General features: G+C 32.2%; 27 protein-coding genes. 14 read left to right on the top strand and 13 right to left on the bottom strand.

Annotation, left to right across the window (positions count from 1 at the left end; genetic code table 11):
- Positions 1-10 precede the first annotated feature (10 nt).
- Together Q0870_RS14380 and Q0870_RS14375 are read right to left on the bottom strand one after the other, a co-directional pair.
- Entirely contained in the window at positions 11-481 is a 471-nt protein-coding gene (locus Q0870_RS14380) for an Lrp/AsnC ligand binding domain-containing protein (RefSeq protein ID WP_298556490.1), read from the bottom strand.
- Between the two features lie 161 nt (positions 482-642).
- Positions 643-2,007: a saccharopine dehydrogenase C-terminal domain-containing protein gene (locus Q0870_RS14375; protein WP_298556489.1), complete on the bottom strand. Its 1,365-nt coding sequence runs from the start codon at positions 2,005-2,007 to the stop codon at positions 643-645.
- Between the two features lie 110 nt (positions 2,008-2,117).
- On the opposite strand from Q0870_RS14375, the gene Q0870_RS14370 reads away from it, so the two are divergent.
- Positions 2,118-2,516, top strand: coding sequence for a DUF423 domain-containing protein (locus tag Q0870_RS14370; RefSeq protein WP_298556487.1), 399 nt, complete (start codon positions 2,118-2,120; stop codon positions 2,514-2,516).
- A 60-nt stretch (positions 2,517-2,576) separates the two neighbouring features.
- Positions 2,577-4,193, top strand: coding sequence for a phosphoenolpyruvate carboxykinase (ATP) (pckA, locus tag Q0870_RS14365; protein WP_298556485.1), 1,617 nt, complete (start codon positions 2,577-2,579; stop codon positions 4,191-4,193).
- Positions 4,194-4,260: 67 nt separating this feature from the next.
- Here the strand turns inward: pckA and Q0870_RS14360 are convergent, their stop codons facing one another.
- Positions 4,261-5,010: a uroporphyrinogen-III synthase gene (locus Q0870_RS14360; RefSeq protein ID WP_298556483.1), complete on the bottom strand. Its 750-nt coding sequence runs from the start codon at positions 5,008-5,010 to the stop codon at positions 4,261-4,263.
- 21 nt (positions 5,011-5,031) lie between these two features.
- On the bottom strand, positions 5,032-5,679 hold the full coding sequence (locus Q0870_RS14355; RefSeq protein WP_298556480.1) for a DUF4271 domain-containing protein: 648 nt from the start codon (positions 5,677-5,679) through the stop codon (positions 5,032-5,034).
- 119 nt (positions 5,680-5,798) lie between these two features.
- Here Q0870_RS14355 and Q0870_RS14350 point away from each other — a divergent pair, with 119 nt between their 5' ends.
- The 3 genes from Q0870_RS14350 (at position 5,799) to Q0870_RS14340 (ending at position 8,496) form a co-directional block, all read left to right on the top strand.
- Positions 5,799-6,521 carry a polyprenol monophosphomannose synthase gene (locus Q0870_RS14350; RefSeq protein ID WP_298556478.1) on the top strand — a complete coding sequence of 241 codons (723 nt, stop codon included), beginning with the start codon at positions 5,799-5,801 and terminating at the stop codon, positions 6,519-6,521.
- A 92-nt stretch (positions 6,522-6,613) separates the two neighbouring features.
- Positions 6,614-7,960 carry a dihydroorotase gene (locus Q0870_RS14345; protein WP_298556476.1) on the top strand — a complete coding sequence of 449 codons (1,347 nt, stop codon included), beginning with the start codon at positions 6,614-6,616 and terminating at the stop codon, positions 7,958-7,960.
- Positions 7,957-8,496: a DUF4296 domain-containing protein gene (locus tag Q0870_RS14340; protein ID WP_298556474.1), complete on the top strand. Its 540-nt coding sequence runs from the start codon at positions 7,957-7,959 to the stop codon at positions 8,494-8,496. Before Q0870_RS14345 ends, Q0870_RS14340 begins: the two co-directional genes overlap by 4 nt.
- Here the strand turns inward: Q0870_RS14340 and Q0870_RS14335 are convergent.
- A complete protein-coding gene (locus Q0870_RS14335) occupies positions 8,471-9,472 on the bottom strand; it encodes an NAD-dependent epimerase/dehydratase family protein (protein WP_298556472.1) in 1,002 nt (333 codons plus the stop codon). The two genes, Q0870_RS14340 and Q0870_RS14335, sit on opposite strands and share 26 nt — an antisense overlap.
- A gap of 121 nt (positions 9,473-9,593) precedes the next feature.
- Between Q0870_RS14335 and tyrS the strand changes: the two genes are divergently transcribed.
- The gene (tyrS, locus tag Q0870_RS14330; RefSeq protein WP_298556471.1) at positions 9,594-10,889 is read left to right on the top strand and encodes a tyrosine--tRNA ligase; all 1,296 of its coding nucleotides are present in this window, start codon (positions 9,594-9,596) and stop codon (positions 10,887-10,889) included.
- A gap of 153 nt (positions 10,890-11,042) precedes the next feature.
- On the opposite strand, the gene Q0870_RS14325 is transcribed toward tyrS, so the two are convergent.
- Positions 11,043-12,023 (bottom strand): acyl transferase, encoded by a 981-nt coding sequence (locus Q0870_RS14325; RefSeq protein ID WP_298556469.1) that lies wholly within the window; start codon positions 12,021-12,023, stop codon positions 11,043-11,045.
- A gap of 219 nt (positions 12,024-12,242) precedes the next feature.
- Entirely contained in the window at positions 12,243-12,584 is a 342-nt protein-coding gene (locus Q0870_RS14320; protein WP_298556467.1) for a T9SS type A sorting domain-containing protein, read from the bottom strand.
- 193 nt (positions 12,585-12,777) lie between these two features.
- Here Q0870_RS14320 and Q0870_RS14315 point away from each other — a divergent pair, with 193 nt between their 5' ends.
- Together Q0870_RS14315 and Q0870_RS14310 are read left to right on the top strand one after the other, a co-directional pair.
- A complete protein-coding gene (locus Q0870_RS14315; RefSeq protein WP_298556465.1) occupies positions 12,778-13,458 on the top strand; it encodes a response regulator transcription factor in 681 nt (226 codons plus the stop codon).
- Positions 13,458-14,501: an ATP-binding protein gene (locus tag Q0870_RS14310; protein ID WP_298556463.1), complete on the top strand. Its 1,044-nt coding sequence runs from the start codon at positions 13,458-13,460 to the stop codon at positions 14,499-14,501. The genes Q0870_RS14315 and Q0870_RS14310 overlap by 1 nt, the downstream gene beginning before the upstream one ends.
- Here Q0870_RS14310 and Q0870_RS14305 read toward each other — a convergent pair.
- On the bottom strand, positions 14,484-15,530 hold the full coding sequence (locus Q0870_RS14305) for a glycosyltransferase (protein WP_298556461.1): 1,047 nt from the start codon (positions 15,528-15,530) through the stop codon (positions 14,484-14,486). The genes Q0870_RS14310 and Q0870_RS14305 overlap by 18 nt on opposite strands.
- A gap of 150 nt (positions 15,531-15,680) precedes the next feature.
- Here Q0870_RS14305 and trmB point away from each other — a divergent pair, with 150 nt between their 5' ends.
- The 6 genes from trmB to Q0870_RS14275 all read left to right on the top strand — a co-directional run bounded on the left by trmB (position 15,681) and on the right by Q0870_RS14275 (position 19,394).
- Complete coding sequence (gene trmB / locus Q0870_RS14300) at positions 15,681-16,355, top strand: tRNA (guanosine(46)-N7)-methyltransferase TrmB (protein WP_298556459.1); 675 nt, start codon at positions 15,681-15,683, stop codon at positions 16,353-16,355.
- 2 nt (positions 16,356-16,357) lie between these two features.
- Positions 16,358-16,987 carry a LysE family transporter gene (locus tag Q0870_RS14295; RefSeq protein ID WP_298556457.1) on the top strand — a complete coding sequence of 210 codons (630 nt, stop codon included), beginning with the start codon at positions 16,358-16,360 and terminating at the stop codon, positions 16,985-16,987.
- Position 16,988: 1 nt separating this feature from the next.
- A complete protein-coding gene (locus tag Q0870_RS14290; protein WP_298556455.1) occupies positions 16,989-17,318 on the top strand; it encodes an MGMT family protein in 330 nt (109 codons plus the stop codon).
- Positions 17,319-17,472: 154 nt separating this feature from the next.
- A complete protein-coding gene (locus Q0870_RS14285; RefSeq protein WP_298556454.1) occupies positions 17,473-18,609 on the top strand; it encodes an Mrp/NBP35 family ATP-binding protein in 1,137 nt (378 codons plus the stop codon).
- Between the two features lie 3 nt (positions 18,610-18,612).
- A complete protein-coding gene (locus Q0870_RS14280; RefSeq protein ID WP_109351593.1) occupies positions 18,613-18,855 on the top strand; it encodes a NifU family protein in 243 nt (80 codons plus the stop codon).
- Positions 18,856-19,064: 209 nt separating this feature from the next.
- Complete coding sequence (locus Q0870_RS14275) at positions 19,065-19,394, top strand: 2Fe-2S iron-sulfur cluster-binding protein (RefSeq protein ID WP_298556452.1); 330 nt, start codon at positions 19,065-19,067, stop codon at positions 19,392-19,394.
- A 189-nt stretch (positions 19,395-19,583) separates the two neighbouring features.
- On the opposite strand, the gene Q0870_RS14270 is transcribed toward Q0870_RS14275, so the two are convergent.
- The 5 genes from Q0870_RS14270 to Q0870_RS14250 form a co-directional block, all read right to left on the bottom strand.
- A complete protein-coding gene (locus Q0870_RS14270; RefSeq protein ID WP_298556451.1) occupies positions 19,584-20,378 on the bottom strand; it encodes a DUF1853 family protein in 795 nt (264 codons plus the stop codon).
- Positions 20,379-20,843 carry a hypothetical protein gene (locus tag Q0870_RS14265; protein ID WP_298556450.1) on the bottom strand — a complete coding sequence of 155 codons (465 nt, stop codon included), beginning with the start codon at positions 20,841-20,843 and terminating at the stop codon, positions 20,379-20,381.
- A 53-nt stretch (positions 20,844-20,896) separates the two neighbouring features.
- Complete coding sequence (locus Q0870_RS14260; protein WP_298556449.1) at positions 20,897-21,799, bottom strand: metallophosphoesterase family protein; 903 nt, start codon at positions 21,797-21,799, stop codon at positions 20,897-20,899.
- Between the two features lie 67 nt (positions 21,800-21,866).
- Positions 21,867-22,901 (bottom strand): transporter, encoded by a 1,035-nt coding sequence (locus Q0870_RS14255; protein ID WP_298556448.1) that lies wholly within the window; start codon positions 22,899-22,901, stop codon positions 21,867-21,869.
- A gap of 148 nt (positions 22,902-23,049) precedes the next feature.
- Positions 23,050-23,373: a hypothetical protein gene (locus tag Q0870_RS14250; RefSeq protein WP_298556447.1), complete on the bottom strand. Its 324-nt coding sequence runs from the start codon at positions 23,371-23,373 to the stop codon at positions 23,050-23,052.
- Positions 23,374-23,585 lie beyond the last annotated feature (212 nt).

Genomic DNA, 23,585 nt, shown 5'->3' with positions numbered 1-23,585 from the left:
TTTTTGTGTTCTAAATATGCACTTGCCTATCTATTTGTTGGTCTAAAGAAATAAGCGATTCTGTACGTTGAACGCCTGTAATTGTTTGAATTTTTTCATGAAGTAGGCGCATTAAATGGGCATTATCTTTACTTAGTAGTTTAATAAATAGGCTGTAATTACCTGTGGTGTAGTGGCACTCTAAAACTTCAGGAATACGTTTTAATGCTCTAACTACATCATCTGTATTGGCAGCTTTGTCAAGATAAATACCAACAAAAGCTAAGGTTGTAAAACCTAAAATCTCAGGATTTATAATAAATTTTGAGCCAGAAATAAGTTTTGATTTTTCTAGTTTACGTAAGCGTTGGTGTATGGCTGCTCCTGATATGCCAACGTTTCTGGCAATTTCTAGAATTGGGGTTCTGGCATCTGTGGTTAAGGCACGAAGTATTTTTTTATCTATACCGTCTATTGTTATTATTTTATTTTTTTGTTTCATCTAGTTTTAATCTAAAACATAAAAATAAGTATTTGATTTTAAATTGAAACTATAAATTGCGTTAGGGATTGAGGCATTTGTTGAAGCTCCCTGACGTAGGAAGGAGCGACTGCCGAAAGCCCGACCTCCCGATAGTTATCGGGAGTGGTAACGCCCAAATTCTAATTATTTAATGGATTGTAACCTAAATAGGGCACTTCTTTTTCTTGGAAAGTGATGCCGTAATGTTGTAATTCGTCTAAAATGGGTTGGTATACTTCTTTGGTAATAGGAATTTGAACTCCAGGTGTTTTTATTTTGCCATTTAGAATGGCAAGTGTTGCCATAGCAACCGGTAAACCAACAGTTTTTGCCATGGCGGTGTACGTTTGGTCTTCCCCAAGAACCACCATGTTGGCATCGATTTGATATTGCTTTCCATGCAATTCATAACCAAATTTATGGTACATAACTATCATGTCTTTATCGGTTTTGGAGAGTGTCCAACTATCCATTAATATTTTTTGAAGAATTTGGGCTGGAGTGGCTTTTTTTAGTTCTACGGGTTTGTTTGGGTTAAAAATGTCAAGTTCAATAAGTTTATCCCAAACTATATTGTCTTGATCAATTTTAAGTTCGTGTCTTAGTTTTAGTTCTACCGAATCGGTTGGGCTATAAGGCAAAAATGCATTTATAAAATCGCGGTAACTCATGTTCTCGCTATCATCCATGGTGTAACTGTCATCAGTCATTCCAAGTCTTACAAAAATATTCCAAGCGCGACTAAAGCCTACTCGACGCATAGTGCCACGATAAAGTGTTTTAATGTTTTTTAGGCCATAAGCATTTTGGTATTTTAAAGAATCTCTATTGGCATAAACTTCAAAACGGCCAAAATTATCGATTTCTAAAAACTCTGTACGCCTAAATAAACGGCTATAAGGAATGTATTTATAGGCGCCTTCTTGTAAAAATTTTGCAGTACCACCTTGTCCTGCAACAACAACATTTCGTGGGTTCCAAGTGAATTTGTAATTCCAAAGATTATTGTCGCTTTCTGGCGCTACTAAGCCTCCTGTAAAGGACTCGAATAAAATTATTTTGCCGCCTTTAGCTCTTATTTTGTTTAGAACTTGCATAGCGCTCATGTGGTCTATTCCGGGGTCTACGCCAATTTCATTCATTAAAATGAGTCCGTTTTCTTTGGCAGCATTATCTAAATCTTGCATATCTGCACTTACATAAGAAGCTGTAACCATGTGTTTTTTATAGGTAATACAATCTTTGGCTACTTCAATATGAAAACGTGCAGGTAGCATAGATACTACAATGTCTGCATTTTTGATACCTTTGGTTCTTGATGATTCATCAAAAACATCTAAAGTTATAGCTTTAGCATTTTGATGATTATCAACTAATATTTTGGCGTGTTCAATATTTAAATCGCCTACTGTTATAAATAAATTTTCAGTTATAGATTTATCTAAAAGATATTTTAATAAATACGATGTTGATTTTCCAGAACCAATGATTAAAATCTTTCGCATATTGAGTTTAGTTGAGTAATTTTGTTTTTATTGTTGAATTGCTTAAAATGCATTCAATTTTACGAAATTAATAAATATTAAATGTATTTATTGCGAATAATTTATAGAAAATGAATAAAACAATTTTAATTACGGCATCACTATTAGGGGTTTTAAGTATTATTTTAGGAGCTTTTGGTGCACATGCGCTAAAGGATTTGATTCCCTATGAATCACAACAAACTTTTGAAACTGGTGTTCGGTATCAAATGTACCACGCTCTTTTGTTACTATTTGTTGGAAGTACTTCATTAATTCAACAAAAAACTAAGAAAATAATTTACTTTTTGGTGGTTTTTGGGCTTTTATTTTTTTCTGGTTCTATTTATGGATTGGCAACCAATGAGTTGTCTGGTTTTAACTTTAAATCAATTGGTTTTATAACGCCATTAGGTGGTTTGTTGTTGATAATGGCTTGGGTTTTTATGCTTGTCTGTTTTTTAAATATTTCATCTAAAAAAGATAATTAAATTATGGATACTTTAAATAATTGTCTTTATTTTGTATAATATATAATTTTGAACCAAATCATGGAAGACTATAACCAAGTTAAAAAAACGATTTCGCTGGAAATATATGGCATTAAAAATGCAAAAGTAAATTATCAATTATCTCCTGATGAACTTCATGATATTTCAGTGTCAAAAGGTTTAGGTGTTGAGTCATCATCTGGTGCTTTGGCTATAAATACTGGTGAGTTTACTGGACGATCACCAAAAGACAGATTTATTGTAAAAGATGGCGTAACTAAAGACCGTATTTGGTGGGGTGATATTAATATTCCTTTTGCACCTGATGATTTCGATAAATTATATAATAAGGTTGTAGATTATTTATCTGAAAAAGAGCTTTTTGTTAGAGACTGTTATGCTTGCGCAGACGAAAATTATAAACTGAATATTCGAGTTATTAATGAATACCCTTGGAGTAATCAGTTTTCATATAATATGTTTTTACGGCCTATTGAGGCAGAATTAGAAAACTTTACCCCAGAGTGGACTATTGTTAATGCACCTGGTTTTATGGCTGTTGCAAATGAAGATGGTACGCGTCAACACAATTTTGCTGTTTTGAATTTTACTAAAAAAATAGCATTAATTGGAGGTACTGGTTATACTGGGGAAATTAAAAAAGGTATTTTTTCTGCATTAAATTTTATTCTTCCAGTATTTAAAAATACAATGCCTATGCATTGCAGTGCTAATGTTGGTGCTGCTGGAGATACGGCAATCTTTTTTGGTTTGTCTGGTACAGGAAAAACAACATTGTCTACCGACCCAAATAGAAGTTTAATTGGTGATGATGAGCATGGTTGGACCAATGAAAATACAGTGTTTAATTTTGAAGGTGGTTGTTACGCTAAAGTGATTAACTTGTCTAGAGATAATGAGCCTGAAATTTATGATGCCATTAAAAAAGGAGCTATTCTTGAAAATGTTATTTTAAATGATAAAGGTGATGTTGATTTTGGAGACACTTCAATTACTCAAAACACACGGGTAAGTTACCCTATCCATCATATTGAAAACATTCAGAAGCCATCAATGGGTAAAAACCCAAAAAATATATTCTTTTTAACAGCTGATGCTTTTGGGGTTATTCCTCCAATATCAAAGTTAACACCTAGTCAAGCAGCTTATCATTTTATTTCTGGTTATACGGCAAAAGTAGCTGGTACCGAAGCAGGTATTAAAGAGCCTGTGCCATCGTTTTCAGCATGTTTTGGTGCGCCTTTTATGCCGTTGCACCCGTCTAAATATGCAGAAATGTTAAGTAAAAAAATGATTGATGCTGGAGTAAATGTTTGGCTGGTTAATACAGGTTGGACAGGAGGGCCATATGGTATTGGTACTAGAATGAAATTAAAATACACACGAGCCATGATTAATGCGGTTTTGGATGGGCATTTAGGGCTTTATAATTATGATGATTATCATATTCATTCTGTGTTTGGAGTGGCGCAACCTAGAACTTGCCCTAGAGTGCCAACAAGTGTTTTGAGTCCAAGGCAAACCTGGAATGACGATGAAGCTTATTACAAAATGGCTTTTAAATTAACCAATGCCTTTAGAGAGAATTTTAAAAAATTTGAAGCGCATTGTACTGAAGAAATAAGGCGGGGTGGCCCGCAACGTTATGCGTTTTAAGTATAAAATGAAAAAGGGGATGATTTTAAAATCATCCCCTTTTTTTATTCTATAACTAAATAAAGTTTTATTTCCCTTTATTAGCCTTTTCAATATATTTTTGTAATGCCATTGTCATTGAAGGTGTTTCAGGAGTTGGTGCAGCAATATCTACACGCAATCCTTTTTCTTCAACAGCTTTAATAGTCGTGTTTCCAAAAACGGCTATTCTAGTTTCGTTTTGTTTAAAATCTGGAAAGTTTTGAAATAAAGATTCAATTCCTGAAGGACTGAAAAACACTAATACATCATAAGATACATTTGCTAAATCAGATAAATCGCTAACAACAGTTTTGTAAAACGTAGCTTGTTTCCAGTTTACACCTAAAGCATCAAGTGTTTCAGGAACAGCAGGTTTTACTTTATCGGTATTAGGCAATAAGAATTTTTCGTCTTTGTATTTTTTAATCAAAGGAGATAATTCTGCAAACGTACGTTTACCAACATAAATTTTGCGTTTTCTATATACCACATATTTTTGAAGATAGTAAGCTACAGCTTCAGACTGACAGAAATATTTCATGGAATCTGGAACTTTAAATCGCATTTCTTCAGCAATTCTAAAAAAGTGATCTACAGCATTTCTACTTGTTAAAATAATAGCAGTATAATCACTTAAATCAATTTTTTGATGCCTAATTTCTTTAGCTGACACACCTTCCACATGAATAAATGGTCTGAAATCTATTTTTACACGTTGCTTTTCTTGTAAATCGAAGTAGGGCGAGTTCTCTATTTTAGGTTCTGGTTGAGATACTAAAATGGTTTTCACTTTCATAAGCGCGAGTCGTTTATTCTTTTAATTTGAAATAAACACCTTATATAAAATAACATAGGGTGTGATTTCAAGAGCGCAAAGATACAAAATAAAATAAAATAAGTTGTTTTTTATTAAAGTTTGATGTGTTTTAAATGAACTAATTAATCCAATAATATTTACTATCAATAATAAGGAAACTATACTATAAATTATAGTCAATGTAGGTTTAAAACTATAAAGTAATAATGCGTTAACGGGCAATAATAGAAGACCTAAATAATTCTTAAAGCTTATTTTTTGAAATATATATTGATCAATCAGTTTATCGATTTCAAAAAGGCTGCCAATTAAACGCTCAATAAGAACTTTTATAAGGATAAAAATACCAATGCTAAAAGTTAATTTAAACATAGTGTTACCTGATATATTTTGTGTTTCAGTAAGCTGTCTATAAGTAATAAAACAGAAAACAGAAACTGATAAAATTAAGTTAATGAATAATAAGGCATCAAACGTGTCGAAAAATTTCTGATCTCTTGAATAAATTTTTAGGTATTTGTCGTTTCCTAAAACTAAAATAAAGTCATCAAACCGTTTAGGTGCTGCTAATTTTGCAGCAGCAACAATAATTAAGCCTATAACTAATAGTATGGTAAATATTTCGTTTGAAATGATATGACGAAGCATGCCCTAAAATTATTATAATTTTTAAGATTAGGGTATATTATTAGGAAATATTTAAAATAATTAAACGCTGATTAATGTACATTTGCTAAAACTAAAAAGGATTTCAATAAATAGGAAGTATGCTTAATACTGTTGTAATTATTCCAACATATAATGAGATTGAAAATATAGAGGCTATTATTCGTGCTGTATTTTCTCAATCGGATACGATACATATTCTAATTGTTGATGATAATTCCCCAGATTTAACAGCCTTAAAAGTTAAGGAATTGCAAAAAGAATTTCATGATAAGTTGTTTTTAGAGATGCGAAAAGAGAAATCTGGATTGGGTACGGCCTACATTCATGGTTTTAAATGGAGTTTGCAAAAAGGTTACGACTATATTTTTGAAATGGATGCCGACTTTTCACATAATCCAAAAGATATTTTGAAGCTTTACAATGCGTGCTATTTAGAAAGTGCAGATATGTCAATTGGGTCAAGATATAAAACAGGTGTTAATGTAGTTAACTGGCCAATGGCAAGGGTATTGATGTCTTATTTAGCATCAAAGTATGTGCGATTAATAACAGGTATGAAAATTCATGACACTACTGCCGGATTTGTATGCTATAAAAAACAAGTTCTTGAAGCTATAGATTTAGATGCTGTTAAGTTTATAGGTTATGCGTTTCAAATTGAAATGAAGTTTAAAGCCTACTTAAAGAAATTTAATATTGTTGAAGTCCCAGTTATATTTACTGATAGAACGCGAGGAGAATCGAAATTAAGTTCAGGAATTATTTCTGAAGCTATTTTTGGAGTTATCTCAATGAAGTTGAAAAGTTTATTTAAGAAATGAGTTATACCAATTAGTTTTAAAACCAATCGAAATAAATATTAACGAATTACATCTGATATATTTATAAAATTAATACAGATGAAATGAAAAATATGCAAAAGAAAATTACACTAATAAAAAATGCTAAAATTGTTAACGAAGGAGCTATTTTTAGTGGCGATGTATTGATTGAAGACAACTATATAAAACAAATAGCAGATTCAATTAGCCCAAAATCTGCTGATGTATTAGTTTATGATGCCGAAGGGAAATACCTTTTGCCCGGTGCTATAGACGATCAAGTACATTTTAGAGAACCAGGATTAACACATAAGGCTAATATAGAAACAGAGTCTAAAGCAGCTATTGCTGGAGGTATTACGTCTTTTATTGAAATGCCAAATACAAATCCACAGACCACGACTATTGAGAAGTTAGAAGAAAAATTTGAAATAGCAGCAAAAACATCATCGGCAAATTATTCGTTTATGTTTGGTGGTACAAACGATAATTTAGACGAAATTTTAAAACTGGATGTCAATCAGGTTGCAGGACTAAAACTATTTTTAGGCTCTTCAACTGGTAATATGTTGGTGGATGATCCAAAAGTTTTAGAGAAAATATTTAAAAGCACCAATATGGTTATCTCTGTCCATTGTGAGGATGAAGGAACTATAAAGAAAAATTTAAAGGAGCATATAGATGAATTTGGTGATGATATTCCTATTAAATATCACCCCATCATTAGAAGTGAAGAGGCATGTTATTTATCTTCCTCTCAAGCTATAGAATTAGCAAAAAAGACTGGGGCGAGATTACATGTTTTTCATCTTTCAACAGGAAAAGAGACCAATTTATTTACTAATAAAATACCTTTAGTTGAAAAGAAAATTACTGCAGAAGTTTGTGTACATCACCTTTGGTTTTCAGATGAAAATTATGATGAAAAGGGGACACATATTAAATGGAATCCTGCAGTAAAAACTAAAAAAGATAGAGATCAATTATGGGAAGCTTTACTAGATGATAGAATAGACGTAATTGCCACAGACCATGCGCCACATACTAAGGAGGAAAAGAATAACGTTTATACAAGTGCACCATCTGGAGGGCCGTTAGTACAACATGCCTTACCAGCACTTTTAGAAATGTATCATAAAGAAAAAATATCTTTAGAGAAAATTGTTGAAAAAATGTGTCATAATCCTGCAATTTTATTTCAAGTAGAAAGGCGCGGATATATAAAAGAAGGGTATTTTGCTGATTTAGTGATTGTTGATTTAAATAACCCGTGGACAGTAACAAAAGATAATATTTTATATAAATGCGGATGGTCACCATTTGAGGGTGCTACTTTTAAATCAAGAATTACACATACATTCTTAAATGGTACTTTAGTATATCACAATGCTAAATTTAGTAACGTTAAGGCTGCTAAACGATTAACTTTTAATAGATGATATTAAAGCGATTAATAATAATTTTAATAGTAATATTTACAACTATAGCTTGTAATAAATTAGAAGGCCCAGAAAAACCAAAGAATCTAATTTCTAAAGGTAAAATGGTTGATATTTTAATTGACGCTAGGCTGATTACTTCTGCAAGTTCAAAAAACAAGATTATCATGAGAGATAGTGGTCTTGATATGAATACATATATTTATGAAAAGTATAACATAGATAGTTTACAGTTTGCTTTAAGTAATAATTATTATGCATTTCATGTTGAAGACTATGAAGATATTTATACAAGATTAGCCGATAGCATAGATAAACTAAAAAAAGAACTCAAAGTTATTGAAGGAAAGGAATGGAAAGAAAAAACCAAAAGAGAAGCAGATTCATTAGCAAAGGTTTATGAAGAACAAAAGAAAGATTCTTTAAAGTTAAAAGAGACACTAAATAATTCTATTCAAAAGGATACTATGCTATTTAAAGAAAAAAAAGAATTAGAAGGTTTAGTTCAACCTATTTCTGATAGTGTTCCCCAATAGATTTAATAGTTATATCAATAGTTTTAAATTTATAATTTAACACTGTTTTTATTTTATCGCTATTGTAATGTGTTTCGGTTATTAAAGATTTAGCAATATGTTTGGTTAACTGCCTCCGTTTTCCCGTTAATTTATGTTTTAACCAATCTAATCTCCAAGCGATGTTTAAAAGACTTTTACTTGCTTGCTTTTTTGGGAGTTTAGAGTTTACAGATTTGGCTAAGGCTTGAAGAAAATTTTTGTATGTCCAATTTTCTGCAACTAATACAAAACGTTCGTTTATTATTTCACTATGCATTAGCGTAATCATAATAGAAACAACATCATCAATAGAAACCAACCCTACCGTTCCAGAAGAATAATGTTTTAAACCTTTACTGGCTTTTTTAAATAAATTCCCACTGCCGTAGCGCCAAATACCAGGGCCTAGAATAACACCAGGGTTTACAACCACAGCATTAACACCTTCTTGAGTACCCCTCCAAACTTCCATTTCGGCACCGTATTTTGTAATGGCATAAACACTATTGTCGTCTTCCGGATTCCAATTGGTTTCTTCAGTAATGGATTTATTATTTAGAGTGTTACCAAGTGTAGCAATAGAGCTTACATAACAAAGTTTTTCAATAGTATTTGAAATACAAAGGTTTACAATATTAGCCGTGCCTTCAATATTTATTTTTCTTAATATTTGATATTTATCTGGTTCAAACGAGACAAAAGCGGCAGAGTGGTATACATAGGTTACACCTTTGAAAGCTTCAGAAAGAGCAGAGACATCTAAAAGGTCAGCTTTTATCCATTCAATATTATTGAATAAAGAATCAACATCATTTGTATAACAAGAAAATACATTTTTAGTGTTTTCAAGTTTATGCTCTGTTCTATAAATTGCTTTTACTTTTTTATTTTCAGAAACAAGCCTATACAATAAATGTGCTCCAACCAATCCCGTTCCTCCTGTTACTAAAATCATGCAACTAAATTAAAGAATTATTCAGAATTCATAAGGAATTATACCTGTATTTTTATCTTTGCATAGTTTTGTAAAAAGCCCATTATGGGCATTTAACAATTTTAAACTTAAATCTGTAAAAATGATAAAGAATTTTGTTGAAGAATTAACTTGGAGAGGCATGATACATACTGTTATGCCAGGGGCTGAAGAACATTTAATGGAAAGCATGCGCAGTGCTTATGTTGGTTTTGATCCAACGGCAGATTCTTTACACATTGGTAATTTAGTTCCAATTATGCTTTTAGCACATTATCAGCGTTGTGGGCATAAACCTGTAGCTTTAGTTGGTGGCGCAACTGGTATGATTGGTGATCCTTCAGGAAAATCAAACGAGCGTAATTTGTTAGATGAAAAAACGCTGAGGCATAATCAAGACGCTATAAAAGGACAGTTATCACATTTTTTAGATTTTGAAAGTAATGAAGCAAATGCTGCTGAATTAGTGAATAACTATGATTGGATGAAAGATTTTTCATTTCTTGAATTTATTCGTGATGTTGGTAAGCATATCACTGTAAATTATATGATGGCTAAGGATTCTGTTAAAAATAGAATTTCATCTGAATCATCAGAAGGAATGAGCTTTACAGAATTCACCTATCAAATGGTGCAGGGTTACGATTTTCTTCATCTTTATAAAGAAAAAGATTGTTCCATTCAAATGGGTGGAAGTGACCAATGGGGAAACATTACAACAGGTACAGAACTTATTAGAAGAATTGCTGGCGGAAAAGGTTTTGCCATTACATGTCCGTTAATAACAAAATCTGATGGATCCAAATTTGGGAAATCTGAAGGTGGAAATGTTTGGTTAGATGCTAATAGAACATCGCCTTATAAATTTTACCAATATTGGTTAAACTCTAGTGATGAAGATGCTGAAAAATATATTAAGATTTTTACTTTTTTAAATGAAGATGACATTAATAATTTGATATCTGAGCATAAAGAAGCACCACATTTAAGAGTTTTGCAAAAACGTTTGGCTGAAGAAATTACAGTAATGGTTCACTCTCAAGAAGATTTAGATAATGCCATTAAAGCAAGTAATATTCTATTCGGAAAATCTACAAGTGATGACTTAAAAACCTTAGATGAAAAAACGTTTTTGGATATTTTTGATGGTGTTCCTCAAACTCAAATTGAACAATCTGAAATTGATAATGGGTTAGATATTATTGCTGCCTTAGCTGAAAAAGGCGGGTTTTTAAAATCGAATGGTGAAGCCAGAAGGGCTCTTAAAGAAAACTCAATTTCAGTTAATAAGGAGAAAGTAAAAGACGATTACAGTATTACTTCAAAAGATTTAATAAATAATAAGTTTGTGTTATTGCAACGTGGAAAGAAAAATTATTTTGTATTGCAAATAGTATAAAAAATAGAAAAGCCTGAGAGAGAGCTCAGGCTTATCATTACCAACTACTAAAAACTAATTTTTCTTTTTCTTAGCTGATACTTTAGACGTCGTATTTTTTGAAAGCTTACACCAGTTTAATATTATTTTTTGAATTTTATATATTTCTCCAGTTTAAAGCACCATAAGATTACATCCACGGATGTCTGAATTATCAAACCTCCCTATAACTTCAAAGGAACCATTGCTATTTACGCGTCCTAAATCTTGGGTTGCTATAAAAGAGCATGAGTTTACATTGGCTAAATCTATAATGTTTAAACCACCTGCTTTTCCTGATGTTTGTATAGTTAAAGCATCCTCGGTATCGCGAGTTAAAATTTGCATCCAAGGTGGGCAATTAAATATACCATTTCCTTTGGAGTAAGCTTGACTTAAGAGTTCTGTCATGCCATATTCACTATGAATATAGTCCACTCCAAAACCTTTTTTTAGGGTGTTATGAAGTTCGGTTCGGATAAGTTCTTTTCGCCTACCTTTCATTCCTCCAGTTTCCATAATAATGGTATTTTTTAAATTGAATTGATAGGTTTCAATTAAATCTAACAATGCAAAAGAAACACCTATAAGTAATATCTTTTTACCTTCAGTATCAGCTTTGATTAAAGTGTTTTTTAATTCAGAAAAGTTATTTAAATAAAAACCGCTTTCTGGATGTTTTGAGGTTTTTATTATGGAATCTACCATGTAAATTAGTGATGAACCTTCTCGCTCTAAATATGATGGTAGAAGCCCTAAAACCACATAATCTTTAATATTACCATAAAACTGTTCAAAACCTTTTGTGAAACTTTGTGTGTAGATATTTAAATCTGTAATATGATGTTTACTGGTTTCACTTCCTGTAGTGCCTGAGCTTGTGAAGGTTGTTTTTATAAGGTTTTTAGAACTTAGAACATCTCGTGTTTTAAAAAACTGAATAGGTAAAAAAGGAATGTCTTTTATGGTTTTAACCTCGCTTGGGTGTTTATAAAGCAAATCGCAAAAAGACCTGTAGACACGATTGTTTTCAAATTGAAATTTAAAAACTTTTAGGGCTAAAGTTTCAAATTCAGCTTGATTTTTTATATTAAATATTGATTTCGTATCTATCATATTTTAGCAAAGAAACAAAAGTATACAATACCTAATCAACCTCAAAATAAGTTAGACTGTTGATAATGAGTTAGGATGTACGTTAGGGATTGAAGTGGATAGCCCACAGCCCGACGTAGGAGGTGCGAGGACTTGTAACAGAAAGCCCGACCCTTGTGGTAACGCCAAAAAAAAGCGTTGCTAAAAAAACAACGCTTACTGTAATATTAAATTTTTATGTTATCTGATTACAAGCTTTCGTGATGCGCTTATGTTATTTTCGCTGATTTTTAAAATATAAACGCCTCTTTTTAAATTAGAAACATTTAATTCTTTACCAGTTAACACGGTTGTGAATACTTGTTTACCTAGAACATCAAATATTTCTATATGCTTAACTAAACTTTGCTTAGAGGCAATGTTTATTATAGGGCTTTGACTATTGACAGGGTTAGGGTAAATGGCTAATCCTTCAATGTTAGGCTGCGTAGAGGGATTTTTAGCATGGTTTTGAGCGTCTAAATTTTGTGACGTAAAACATGCTAAAGCTGCGAATAAAAATAATAAGTAAATATTTTTCATACACTACGATTTGGTTATACAAAGGTAATGTATTACAGCAAAAGTGATGCCAAAACACTGTTAAAGATTACAGTAATTGGTCGAAATCTTAATTTGATGTAAAGCGTTTGTTACCTTAATGTTATTAAATTTGTTATGTTGATGGAATTATGTTTTTAGTTTTATCTTTACTTCAAGAAACAAGTATATAAGCATGAAACAGAAAGATATTAAAATACTATTGGTTGATGATGAGCCAGATATCTTAGAGATTGTAGGTTATAATTTGTCTAATGAAGGCTATCAAGTTATTACTGCCGAAAATGGACAGGAAGGTGTTGAAAAAGCTAAAAAAGAGTTGCCGCATTTGATAATTTTAGATGTTATGATGCCCGAAATGGATGGTATTGAGGCCTGTGAAATTATTAGAAAAAACCCAGATTTAAAAAACACAATAATTACTTTTTTAACAGCTAGAGGCGAGGATTATTCGCAAGTTGCAGGTTTTGATGCGGGTGCTGATGATTATATTACAAAACCAATTAAACCAAAGGTTTTAGTTAGTAAAGTAAAGGCACTTTTAAGACGTTTTAAAGAAGAAGAAGTCGCTGATACCGTTAAAGTTGGTAGCTTGGTTATTAATAGAGATGAGTATAAAATTGTATCAAAAGGAAAAGAACTTATTTTACCTAGAAAAGAATTTGAATTATTATCTTTACTAGCGTCCAAACCAGGAAAAGTTTTTAAAAGAGATGAAATTCTTGATGCTGTTTGGGGTAACGAGGTTATTGTTGGTGGTAGAACTATTGATGTTCACATCAGGAAACTTCGAGAAAAACTAGGAGATAAGAGTTTTAAAACCATAAAAGGAGTAGGCTATAAGTTTGTAGATTAATGCAGGCAAAATTTAAAAAATCATATCGGTTTGCGTTTCGTACGGCATTGTACATTACGTTATTTACGACACTCTTAATGAGTGTTTTTTTGTATTACTATGATATTTTGAAGTGGTATTATCCGTTAATGTTTTCAATTTGCATTTTTTCCTTTTCGTTTATTATTATTCAATTTAATGTAGAGCGTTTTATATATAAACGCGTTAAAAAAATCTATGACGATTTAACCTTGCTTGAATCTGTTAATCTTACAAAAGGTGCTATTACTACAAATATGCAAAGCTTAACAGAAGAAATAGATAAGTTTGCTAGAGATAAGAAAATCGAAATTGAAACCCTAAAAGTAAGAGAAGAATATAGAAAAGATTTTTTAGGTAACGTGTCTCATGAGTTAAAAACGCCTTTGTTTACCGTTCAAGGTTATATCTTAACCTTGCTTGATGGTGCTATGGATGATGAAAACATCAGAGAAAAATATCTAAAAAGAGCCAGTAAAGGGATTGAAAGATTAGGCTATATTGTTAAAGATTTAGACATGATTACCAAACTAGAAGTTGGTGATTTAAGTTTAAATATGGAAGTTTTTAATATTGTTGAGCTAGTTGAAAATGTTTTTGAAATGTTTGAGATGAAGGCTAGTAAAAAACAAGTAACATTAACTTTTGATAGACCTTACCCAAACCCAATAATGGTTAAAGCAGATAAAGACCGTATTCAACAAGTTATATCAAATTTAATAGTAAACTCCATTAAGTACGGAAGCGAAAAAGGAACTACCGAGGTTAGTATAGAAAACCTCATTAAAAATAAAGTTATAGTAAGAGTTACTGATAACGGAGAAGGGATTAATAGAGTACATATACCGAGGCTTTTTGAGCGTTTTTATCGTGTAGATAAAAGCGGGTCTAGAACAGAAGGTGGTTCTGGTCTTGGACTTGCTATTGTAAAACATATTATAGAAGCACACCAAGAAAAAATATACGTAGAGAGTGAGTATGGTGTGGGTAGCGAGTTTTCTTTTACTCTAGAAAAGGCTAAATAAATCTTTAAAGTCAGTCTCAAAATCAAGCGCTTTTAAACCTTTGTAAGCATTGGTGTTGTTTAATTTTTCCAGGGTAAAATCTTTTTGTTTGCAACTTGGTACTAAACTCATTTCTGTAAGTCGTTTAGCTAAATATTCTTGTTCAAATTGCCCAGGTGTAGGAATGAAAAAGGCTTTTTTACTAAGTTTAGCCAAATCCATAACTGTAGTATAACCAGAACGCGAGAGTATTAAAGCACTTTCATTTATAGTTTTTTCTAGTAAAGCAGAAGTCATAAAATTATAAATTGTAATAGTTCCATAAACTTGTATAGTTTGCTCTTTCTCCACAATGCCTTTTACAAAAATCACGTTTCCAGAATAGTTTTTTAATTTAATAAGTAACTTTTTTTCAAGCAATGTGCGTTGTGGTTCGGGTCCCGAAAGCAAAACCATTAAATCGTTTTTAATTTTAGAGTTTGTTTTAGTAAATCTGCTCAACGGCCCCATATATTTTATAGGTGTATCAAAATCTGTAATGTGTCCAAGTTTTCCACTTAAATTAATAGCATTATCAGAATCAGGAACCCAACATTCATCAAATTTTTTAATAATTTTTTGATGCGCTTTAGTACTCAGCCAAGTGGTATTACCACTCAAAACATTTAGTTGATGTGTTATAAAAATAGAAGGCACTTTTTTACTCCTCACCCCTAATCTGTTATCAGAAATTATTCCAGCAATATCATTGTTTTCTAAAATGCTAGAAACGGCTCTTTTTTCAGCCTTAATAGCCTTTAAAAGCTTAGGTGAATTCTTTAAAAGTTTTAGTTTAAAAAGCCTTCCGTTTTTTGTGTACTTAATATTATAAGTAGGCAACTCAATGGAAGATAGGTTAGGAAATTCTTTTCGTAATAGTGTTAATGCATTGCCATCACTAGCAATAACGGGTACAAATCCTTCGTCAATCAAAGCATTTATAATAGGGATACAACGCGTAGCATGTCCAAGTCCCCAATTTAAAGGCGCAACTAAAATCCGTTTTTTCATCTTAATAATTTGAACGTTACCACAAGGGGCGAGCTTTTCTCTGCACTCCCTAGCGCTAATTTGCTAATTTCAAAGATAAGCTATTAAGGTTCTTGTGTATTTGCTTAATTTTACCAATTCAAAATAATAATAACAAATAGTTAATAAATTTTGGGAAGTAAAAACAAACTAAAAAGATTCAGAGAAAACGAAACATTTTCCAATGTCGTTCAACCTTCAAGAGAAGAATTGGTAAACTCAAACTTTAAACTAAAAGGTAATTGGAAAGCAAAAGTTTTTGAAAATAATAACCCGTTAGTTTTAGAATTAGGTTGTGGTAAAGGTGAGTATTCAGTCGCTTTAGCAAAAAAGTATCCAAACAAAAACTTTATAGGCATCGATATTAAAGGCGCACGTTTTTGGAGAGGCGCCAAAACAGCCTTAGAAGATAATATTCCTAATGTTGCTTTTCTTCGCACCCAAATTGAATTAATAGACCACGCTTTTGCAGAAAACGAGGTTGATGAAATTTGGATTACCTTTCCAGACCCACAAATAAAATACAAACGGACAAAACACCGAATGACCAATGCTGTGTTTTTAGAGCGGTACAAACAAATTTTAAAACCAGAGGGTGTGATGAATTTAAAAACCGATAGCGAATTTATGCATGGCTATACGTTGGGTCTTTTACATGGTGCAGGACACGAGGTTCTATATGCTAATCATAATGTTTATAAACAAGAAGGTAGCCCAGAAGAAGTTACAAGCATCCAAACCTTTTATGAATCGCAATATTTAGAACAAAACAAACCAATTACGTATATTAGGTTTAAAATTAAGTAATAGTGAACATTACGTTTATCTTTTTTCTAGGTTTGTTTTTTGCAATGATTGGTGTTGTTCCACCAGGGTTGTTAAATATGACAGCGGCTAAAATAAGTTTAAAAGAAGGTTACGTTCGAGGTATAGTATTTTCTGCGGGTGTTTGTGTTATAGTTTTAATACAAACCTATTTAGCAAGTATTTTTGCACGTTATTTAAGTAAACACCCAGAAGTTATTGGAGTTTTAAGAGGTGTAGCTTTGGTGATTTTTATTTTGGTAACCATTTACTTTTTGTTTGTAGCTAAATCTGGAGGCAAACAACAAATAGAACCAAAAATTAGAAGTAAACATAGTCGTTTTTTTCAAGGTATGCTTTTATCTTCAATTAACGTGTTCCCTATACCATATCAAGCTTATATGACTATTACTTTGTCTGCTTTCGGTTGGATGACTTTCGAAAAAACAAGTATAATGGCTTATGTTATTGGGGCTGGTACAGGTACATTTGTAACTCTTTACATGTATATTTTCTTCTTTGATAAAATAAAAAGCAAGTCTTTTACGTCGCAAAAAAATATGAATCGGATTATAGGTGGTGTTACGGGGGTTATTTCAATAGTAACTTTAATTAATATTATTAGAGACTTTTAAAATGAAGCCAGAAACCCTTAATTTTTTTGATAAGGTTTATGAAGTTGCAAAACTAATCCCTTACGGGCGGGTAACAAGTTATGGTGCCATAGCTAAATATTTGGGGGCAGTAAGAAGCGCACGAATGGTTGGTTATGCCATGAATGGTTCTAGTGGAAAAGACGTTCCTGCGCATCGTGTTGTAAACCGAAAAGGTTTACTAACAGGAAAGCATCATTTTGATGGTACAAATCTCATGCAACAGCTACTAGAAAGTGAAGGTGTTAAAGTTATTGAAAATCAAATACAAGATTTAGAAAAAGTATATTGGGATCCTTCTATGGAGTTGTAGTTATGTCCTAATTTTTCAAAAATTTACAAATAATTACAAATCCATCAGCCATAACAAAACCCAATAATCAAATCAATAAAACTTCTAGCATCAAGCTTCTGTCTTCCGTCATTATTACTTATATTTGCCTTTAGAATGATTCTTAATAAAAGAAATGAAGCTAGATAAAAAAGACATATTAAAAGCACTTGAAAATATTACCGTTCCTGGAGAAGGACAAAATATGGTAGAGAGTGGAGCTGTAAAAAACATAATTACATTTGGTGATGAGGTTATAGTGGATATTACTATAAAAAACCCAAGTTTACAGGCCAAAAAGCGTACTGAGGTGGATATCCTTAAAACCATTCATGAAGAGGTTTATGAAAAGGCAAAAATCACAGTAAACGTAAAAGTGGAAGCGCCAGAACAACCAAAAGCAAACGTTATAAAAGGAAAGCCAGTTCCTGGTCTTCGAAATATAATTGCTATAGCATCAGGTAAAGGCGGTGTAGGTAAATCTACAGTCACTGCAAATCTTGCGGTTACTTTAGCAAAAATGGGCTTTAAAGTTGGTGTTTTAGATGCTGATATTTACGGACCATCTATTCCTATTATGTTTGATGTAGCAAATGAAAAACCATTAGCAGTAAACATCGACGGAAAATCAAAAATGAAACCCATAGAAAACTATGGTGTAAAAGTATTATCAATTGGATTTTTCACACAACCTAATCAAGCCGTAGTTTGGAGAGGACCAATGGCTGCAAAAGCATTAAATCAAATGATTTTTGATGCACATTGGGGCGAGTTAGATTTCTTATTATTAGACTTACCGCCAGGAACAGGAGATATTCATTTAAGCATCATGCAATCCTTACCAATAACAGGTGCGGTTATTGTTAGTACACCTCAAAATGTGGCTTTAGCAGATGCTAAAAAAGGAGTCGCTATGTTTCAACAAGAAAGTATTAATGTACCTGTATTAGGAATTATTGAAAATATGGCATATTTTACACCTGCTGAATTGCCAGATAACAAATATTTCATCTTCGGACAAGAAGGAGCAAAACATTTAGCAGAAGATTTAGATGTGCCATTTTTAGGAGAATTACCATTGGTACAAAGTATAAGAGAAGCAGGAGATGTTGGTCGTCCAGCAGCATTACAAACAGCAACAGCATTAGAGCAAGCTTTCGAGAAGTTAACTCAAAATGTGGTACAAGAAGTAGTAAGACGAAACGACGATTTACCGCCAACCGAAGCCATTAAAATTACAACTATGGCAGGCTGTGCAGCAGTTAAAAAATAAAGTATGACTTCAGAAGAATTAAAAGAAAAAGTTGAAATAGCACTAGACGAAATCCGTCCATTTTTGCAAAGTGATGGTGGAGATATTTCATTACTATCTATTGAAGATGATAAGCTAGTAAAAGTGCAATTAAAAGGCGCATGCGTAGGTTGTAGTGTTAATCAAATGACACTTAAATCTGGGGTAGAAATGACCATTAAAAAGCACGCACCTCAAATAGAGCAAGTCGTAAATATTGATGCTTAGTCAGAAAATTTAAAAAGGTTCTGCTAAAGTTTCAATCAAAATAACAATCCAATGCAAAAGGAATCCTTAAAATTCTATAATTTTAAGGATTCCTTATTTTTTCATAAAGCATTTTAAATTCATAAATAAAAAGTGTCAAAATAAAAGCGCATATATTAAATTTGTGGCACGAATTATGACATGCATTTAGCAGAATCAAAAATTAAAACATGGAAGACGTAAATATAAAAATCACAGACCGAGACGGTGTAACACACGATATTGTTGCCCCAACTGATATGGCTATGAATCTTATGGAAGTTGTGAGATCTTACGAGCTTGCCCCAGAAGGCACTATAGGTGTTTGTGGCGGTATGGCTATGTGTGCTTCGTGCCAATGTTATGTTAAAAGCGAAACTGAATTGCCAGAAATGAGTGACGATGAAGAAGCTATGCTATCCGAAGCTTTCGATGTTCAAGATAACAGCCGTTTAGGCTGCCAGATTCAAATCACCCCAGAAATGGAAGGACTAGAGGTAGAACTAGCTCCAGAAAGCTAACATATTCCTTTGAAGAAAGGAATCTCATAAATTCTAATTAATAATATTGATTATTTGGGCGTTACCCGAAAAGGGTCGGGCTTTCCGTTACAAGTCCTCGCACCTCCTATGTCGGGCTGTGGGCTATCCACTTCAATCCCTAACGCAAGCATACTTGCTAAAGTCATATTTTTAAATAAAACTAGAGAATCACCACCAAACCAAAAACAGCTTTTTTAATTCCCCGTTCTTAAACTTAATCCAGCATAAAGCAGAAAATTTTTGCTCAAGAAAATCTTTAGTTTTCAACTCAAAGGCATCAAAGTTTAACCAGTTCACATTAGCATGCGGAATCACCAACCAATCTTTTTTAGTTGGCATGTAAAACTTACAATCCTCAAATTGTTGTAATGCATTTAGATTAATATAAAACCCAGCAATACAATCTGTATTTAAAGTTTCAAGTTCAATATCTTGACTAGAAAAAGGTAAAAACAATTGTGCTTTAAAGTAAACCTGTTGCTCAATATTTTTAGTGCTTAAATCAAGAGCATCTAAATACGGTTTACAAACATCAGAATAGAGCAGAGGTAATTGTTTGTTTTTTAATTTGTTTAGTTTTTCAACTAAAGAATCTTTCCTATTAGGGCCAATAAAATGGTCAATTTCAGAATTACCTACTGAAGCATCATACAAGTAAAACTTATAAATAATTTCAAGATGTATGGGTTTGTCATTTCTAAGCAGTAAACAATCCAATTCACCTAAAGTAATTTTACCATCTTGAACTTGAATATTTTCAGCTAAAACAGAAATATCATCTTGCTGTTCTAATTCAAAAGAAACTAATCGCTCAACATATTTCCCAAGGCGTAGATTTTCATCTAAATCAATATCTATTTTATCAGATGTAGAAAAAACTTCAAATTGCTTAATATTGAAAACAGAATTATTTCTCCATAAACAAGGTATCTTTAAAAAACCTTCATATCTTTTTTGGAACATTTACTTATTAATAAGGCTTATTTTTTCATTAACCCTATCCGTAAAGTCATGTAAGTATTCTGGAATATTCCTTTTGAACTGGTCAATTCTCCAGCTATTGATTACTCCATTTTTAGAATACTCAATAAAAATACCCCCTCCATCAGAACAGTCAGGGCAACCTATAATTTCATCTTTTTCAGTGAGTAATTTTTCTGGTAAAGAGTCAATTAAATCTTTAACAAGATTAAATTTTTCGTTGTCTTTTTCTTCAAAATTGAATGTGTCAAGTGCGTAATTATCTTCAGTATCCTCATAAAGTTTGGTGTCTGTAAGTTTAAAAATTTCTATGCATTCTTCACCAGCACAAAAACCATAAAAATGTCCAAAAATTAAAAAGTCATTTTCATTTGTTGGTTTTCCATCATTAGAACTACAACTGTATAAAACTATTGATAAAGCAAAAAGAAAAATATATTTTTTCATAAGTATTATTTCTTAATAAGATGCTCGAATTTAAGTTTGGTTGCGTTAAAATACTAAGTGTTTGTTTTATAGTCAACTAATTTCACGGGGCCTTCAAGTAAAACTCTAACAATTTGAAGTGTTCCATCATCTCTAGTAGCAATTTGCCATTTAATTAAAGAAATAGCGCCATTTTCAATCTCCATTCCTGTAATGCTTCTAGGGTGTACACAACTACCATCATTAAAAAACGCAATATCTCCAGGTTCAGGAAAACGAGGTCTGTGAGTGTGCCCAACAATAGTCATTAAATTATTGTTTTGGGTAATCCACTTCTTAGTTCTACGTTCTACTTTTATAAGCTCTTTGTAGTTTTTCGCAGGACTTGTAGGGTCTGCAATTCCCATAACATTTAGTGGTTTCCAAAGTAAACGTACCATAAGTCTACTCCATTTCCAAAAGAGGTAATTCCACCAATCTGCTTGATGTCCGTGGGTTAAAAATAATTCTTGTCCTGTTGAACAATGTTTTAAAATAAGCCCTTCATGGTATTTAATGTCACCAAAAAGTTCAACATCTTCACCAACTTTAGGGTCAAAATAAGTTGATAAATGTTTCTTTACATAGTTTGCGTCTCTGTAAACCATATCATGATTTCCCCATATCATATGCAATCTGTCATCTTTATGAAATAATTTCATAAGCATAAAGACGTTCTTATGGGCATTCAAAATAGATTCAAACGATAGGTTTTCCCAAAGTTCATCACCATCACCCAATTCGCAATATTGAAATCCTTCAGCATAATAATGTTTTAAGGCGTGAAAGTATATGTTTCGGTTATTGGCAAAATCGTCAGCAAAACTATTGTCACCTCTATGACAGTCACTAAATAGAATGAACTTGCTATAATCATCAAAATCAATGATTTTAGCTGTTTTATAGGCATTATCTAATCTTTTCTTGGATGAAAACATAAAGTAAATGTAATCAAAAAAAGCGTTTCAATTTGAAACGCTTTTTAAGTCTTGGAACAAAAAGGTGTTAATGAATGGCGTACTGTAACCCAAAAGTTAAACTGTAATTCTGTTTTAATTGAATACCATTTAAATCTTGGTAAAGAGGCATTGCGATTTCTGTAGCAAATCTCAGCCCTTTTAACCCTCCTTTTGTTACTAAATAATTCAATCCAAACCCTGAATTAATATAAGTTCCTCCAGAGTTTTCTGTATCCGCAGTAGTAACCATCATAGGGTTTAATAATGTGCTATCACCATCAATTCCATTAACTAATACGCCTTCTAAACGCACAGAAACACTTAAATTATCTCCAGCTTTCCCAGCAATCCAGTTATTGAATTTATAACGATTTCCGAATTTGTAATCTTGGTCGTTATCGTTAATATTTATCATTCCAGATAATTGATGTCCCCAAGAAAATGTATCACATTGCCCTAAATATGTTAATGCTAAATTAGTACCAAAAGAACCAGTTCCTAGTTGCATTGGGTAAGGTAATTGAACAGCATTTCCCATTGAAACAGGTAGTACATTCTTCTCTTTAATACTTCCCGTTGGAATGTTTACACCAATTTGAGCATGCATTGCCTTTCTGTTTTTGTTAAAAATACTGTATAAAACATTAAGAGAAATATCGCCTAAGCCAGATGTATTAGTGACAAATTGGTTACCATTTCGCATTTGTAAATTCATGTCGTTTTCAAGATAATTAGCCATAATCATCAAGGTTATTCTGTCTGAAGGCGAATACATAGCACCTAACATGTGCATGTTCATAATCATATCTAAAGGCGCTACCATGTATCCAGAATGAGCGTTTGCTGTAGTGGCGTCATCAGTATTTTGTCTTAATTGGCGCATATCCATAGTCATGTATCGGTATGAGAACATAACTCCACCTTTATGATGAGTATGGTCTCCCATTACAGAAATTGGCGCATGTCCATCTGGTCTATTTGATGACCACTCTGGGTTTGATTCGTGTTTGTTATGATGTTTGTGTTGTGCAAAAGTTAGTGTTGTTACAACACAAAATATTGCAATGAATATATTTTTCATCGTTTATTTTAAATTAATTATAAGTAAATTGTTTGGGCGTTACCACAAGGGTCGCGCTATTCGCTATATCTTTTTTGAGAAAAACAAAAAAGGATGCCGCTACTATCGCTAACGCAAAGGCGTAATAAAATCAAAAGCAATAATAAAATTATACTAAATCGGGTGGCTGAAACGCACTATAATTGTAGTTATAATAATATAGTATCTGGTAAGGGATGCTTGTATATTTTTTTAGAGATGTAAAACAGTTTATAGCTTCAACTTTATAAATGTTTACAAAACCAATGGGGTAATTCTCTAACGAAATGGCTAACGCATTAGAGTCATTCTCTTGTTGCTTTTTAATTTCTTTTACTAAATGACATTTTCCATTACATTGAAGCTCAGGTTTATCTTTGTTAATACATAAAAAATCAGCAATATAATCTTGATTAAGCACATATTCAACGTAAGGTTGAATAGGTCTTAACATAGCAAGTATGTATAAAAAAACAAAAAATAAAGATGTAAGCTTGTGCAAAAAATAAATTTTCGGCAAATATATGTGTTGATTCTTTTGAAACAAAAAAACCGGAGTTAATTAACTCCGGTTTTTTTACTTTAAAAATTGTCCCGTCCTGAAATAGCGATACACTAAAACATTAGTGTAATGAAAACATCGGAAAACACTGGGTACGTAAAGCG

Origin of the sequence: uncultured Algibacter sp. (genome assembly GCF_947487575.1) — a bacterium.
Taxonomy (GTDB): Bacteria; Bacteroidota; Bacteroidia; order Flavobacteriales; family Flavobacteriaceae; genus Algibacter_B.
The sequence above is the reverse complement of the archived record's forward strand: the minus strand, read 5'-3'. Positions and strand labels throughout refer to the sequence as shown.

What these genes read in the sequence shown, in the direction of transcription:
- pckA (WP_298556485.1), top strand. Translation starts at nt 2,577, where the DNA reads ATGGAAGACTATAACCAAGTTAAAAAAACGATTTCGCTGGAAATATAT.
- Q0870_RS14255 (WP_298556448.1), bottom strand. Translation starts at nt 22,901, where the DNA reads ATGAAAAATATATTCATTGCAATATTTTGTGTTGTAACAACACTAACT.
- Q0870_RS14310 (WP_298556463.1), top strand. Translation starts at nt 13,458, where the DNA reads ATGCAGGCAAAATTTAAAAAATCATATCGGTTTGCGTTTCGTACGGCA.
- tyrS (WP_298556471.1), top strand. Translation starts at nt 9,594, where the DNA reads ATGATAAAGAATTTTGTTGAAGAATTAACTTGGAGAGGCATGATACAT.
- Q0870_RS14265 (WP_298556450.1), bottom strand. Translation starts at nt 20,843, where the DNA reads ATGAAAAAATATATTTTTCTTTTTGCTTTATCAATAGTTTTATACAGT.
- Q0870_RS14280 (WP_109351593.1), top strand. Translation starts at nt 18,613, where the DNA reads ATGACTTCAGAAGAATTAAAAGAAAAAGTTGAAATAGCACTAGACGAA.
- Q0870_RS14315 (WP_298556465.1), top strand. Translation starts at nt 12,778, where the DNA reads ATGAAACAGAAAGATATTAAAATACTATTGGTTGATGATGAGCCAGAT.
- Q0870_RS14290 (WP_298556455.1), top strand. Translation starts at nt 16,989, where the DNA reads ATGAAGCCAGAAACCCTTAATTTTTTTGATAAGGTTTATGAAGTTGCA.
- Q0870_RS14325 (WP_298556469.1), bottom strand. Translation starts at nt 12,023, where the DNA reads ATGATAGATACGAAATCAATATTTAATATAAAAAATCAAGCTGAATTT.
- Q0870_RS14340 (WP_298556474.1), top strand. Translation starts at nt 7,957, where the DNA reads ATGATATTAAAGCGATTAATAATAATTTTAATAGTAATATTTACAACT.
- Q0870_RS14360 (WP_298556483.1), bottom strand. Translation starts at nt 5,010, where the DNA reads ATGAAAGTGAAAACCATTTTAGTATCTCAACCAGAACCTAAAATAGAG.
- Q0870_RS14320 (WP_298556467.1), bottom strand. Translation starts at nt 12,584, where the DNA reads ATGAAAAATATTTACTTATTATTTTTATTCGCAGCTTTAGCATGTTTT.
- Q0870_RS14375 (WP_298556489.1), bottom strand. Translation starts at nt 2,007, where the DNA reads ATGCGAAAGATTTTAATCATTGGTTCTGGAAAATCAACATCGTATTTA.
- Q0870_RS14260 (WP_298556449.1), bottom strand. Translation starts at nt 21,799, where the DNA reads ATGTTTTCATCCAAGAAAAGATTAGATAATGCCTATAAAACAGCTAAA.
- Q0870_RS14370 (WP_298556487.1), top strand. Translation starts at nt 2,118, where the DNA reads ATGAATAAAACAATTTTAATTACGGCATCACTATTAGGGGTTTTAAGT.
- Q0870_RS14350 (WP_298556478.1), top strand. Translation starts at nt 5,799, where the DNA reads ATGCTTAATACTGTTGTAATTATTCCAACATATAATGAGATTGAAAAT.
- Q0870_RS14275 (WP_298556452.1), top strand. Translation starts at nt 19,065, where the DNA reads ATGGAAGACGTAAATATAAAAATCACAGACCGAGACGGTGTAACACAC.
- Q0870_RS14270 (WP_298556451.1), bottom strand. Translation starts at nt 20,378, where the DNA reads ATGTTCCAAAAAAGATATGAAGGTTTTTTAAAGATACCTTGTTTATGG.
- Q0870_RS14380 (WP_298556490.1), bottom strand. Translation starts at nt 481, where the DNA reads ATGAAACAAAAAAATAAAATAATAACAATAGACGGTATAGATAAAAAA.
- Q0870_RS14285 (WP_298556454.1), top strand. Translation starts at nt 17,473, where the DNA reads ATGAAGCTAGATAAAAAAGACATATTAAAAGCACTTGAAAATATTACC.
- Q0870_RS14355 (WP_298556480.1), bottom strand. Translation starts at nt 5,679, where the DNA reads ATGCTTCGTCATATCATTTCAAACGAAATATTTACCATACTATTAGTT.
- Q0870_RS14305 (WP_298556461.1), bottom strand. Translation starts at nt 15,530, where the DNA reads ATGAAAAAACGGATTTTAGTTGCGCCTTTAAATTGGGGACTTGGACAT.
- Q0870_RS14345 (WP_298556476.1), top strand. Translation starts at nt 6,614, where the DNA reads ATGCAAAAGAAAATTACACTAATAAAAAATGCTAAAATTGTTAACGAA.
- Q0870_RS14335 (WP_298556472.1), bottom strand. Translation starts at nt 9,472, where the DNA reads ATGATTTTAGTAACAGGAGGAACGGGATTGGTTGGAGCACATTTATTG.
- Q0870_RS14250 (WP_298556447.1), bottom strand. Translation starts at nt 23,373, where the DNA reads ATGTTAAGACCTATTCAACCTTACGTTGAATATGTGCTTAATCAAGAT.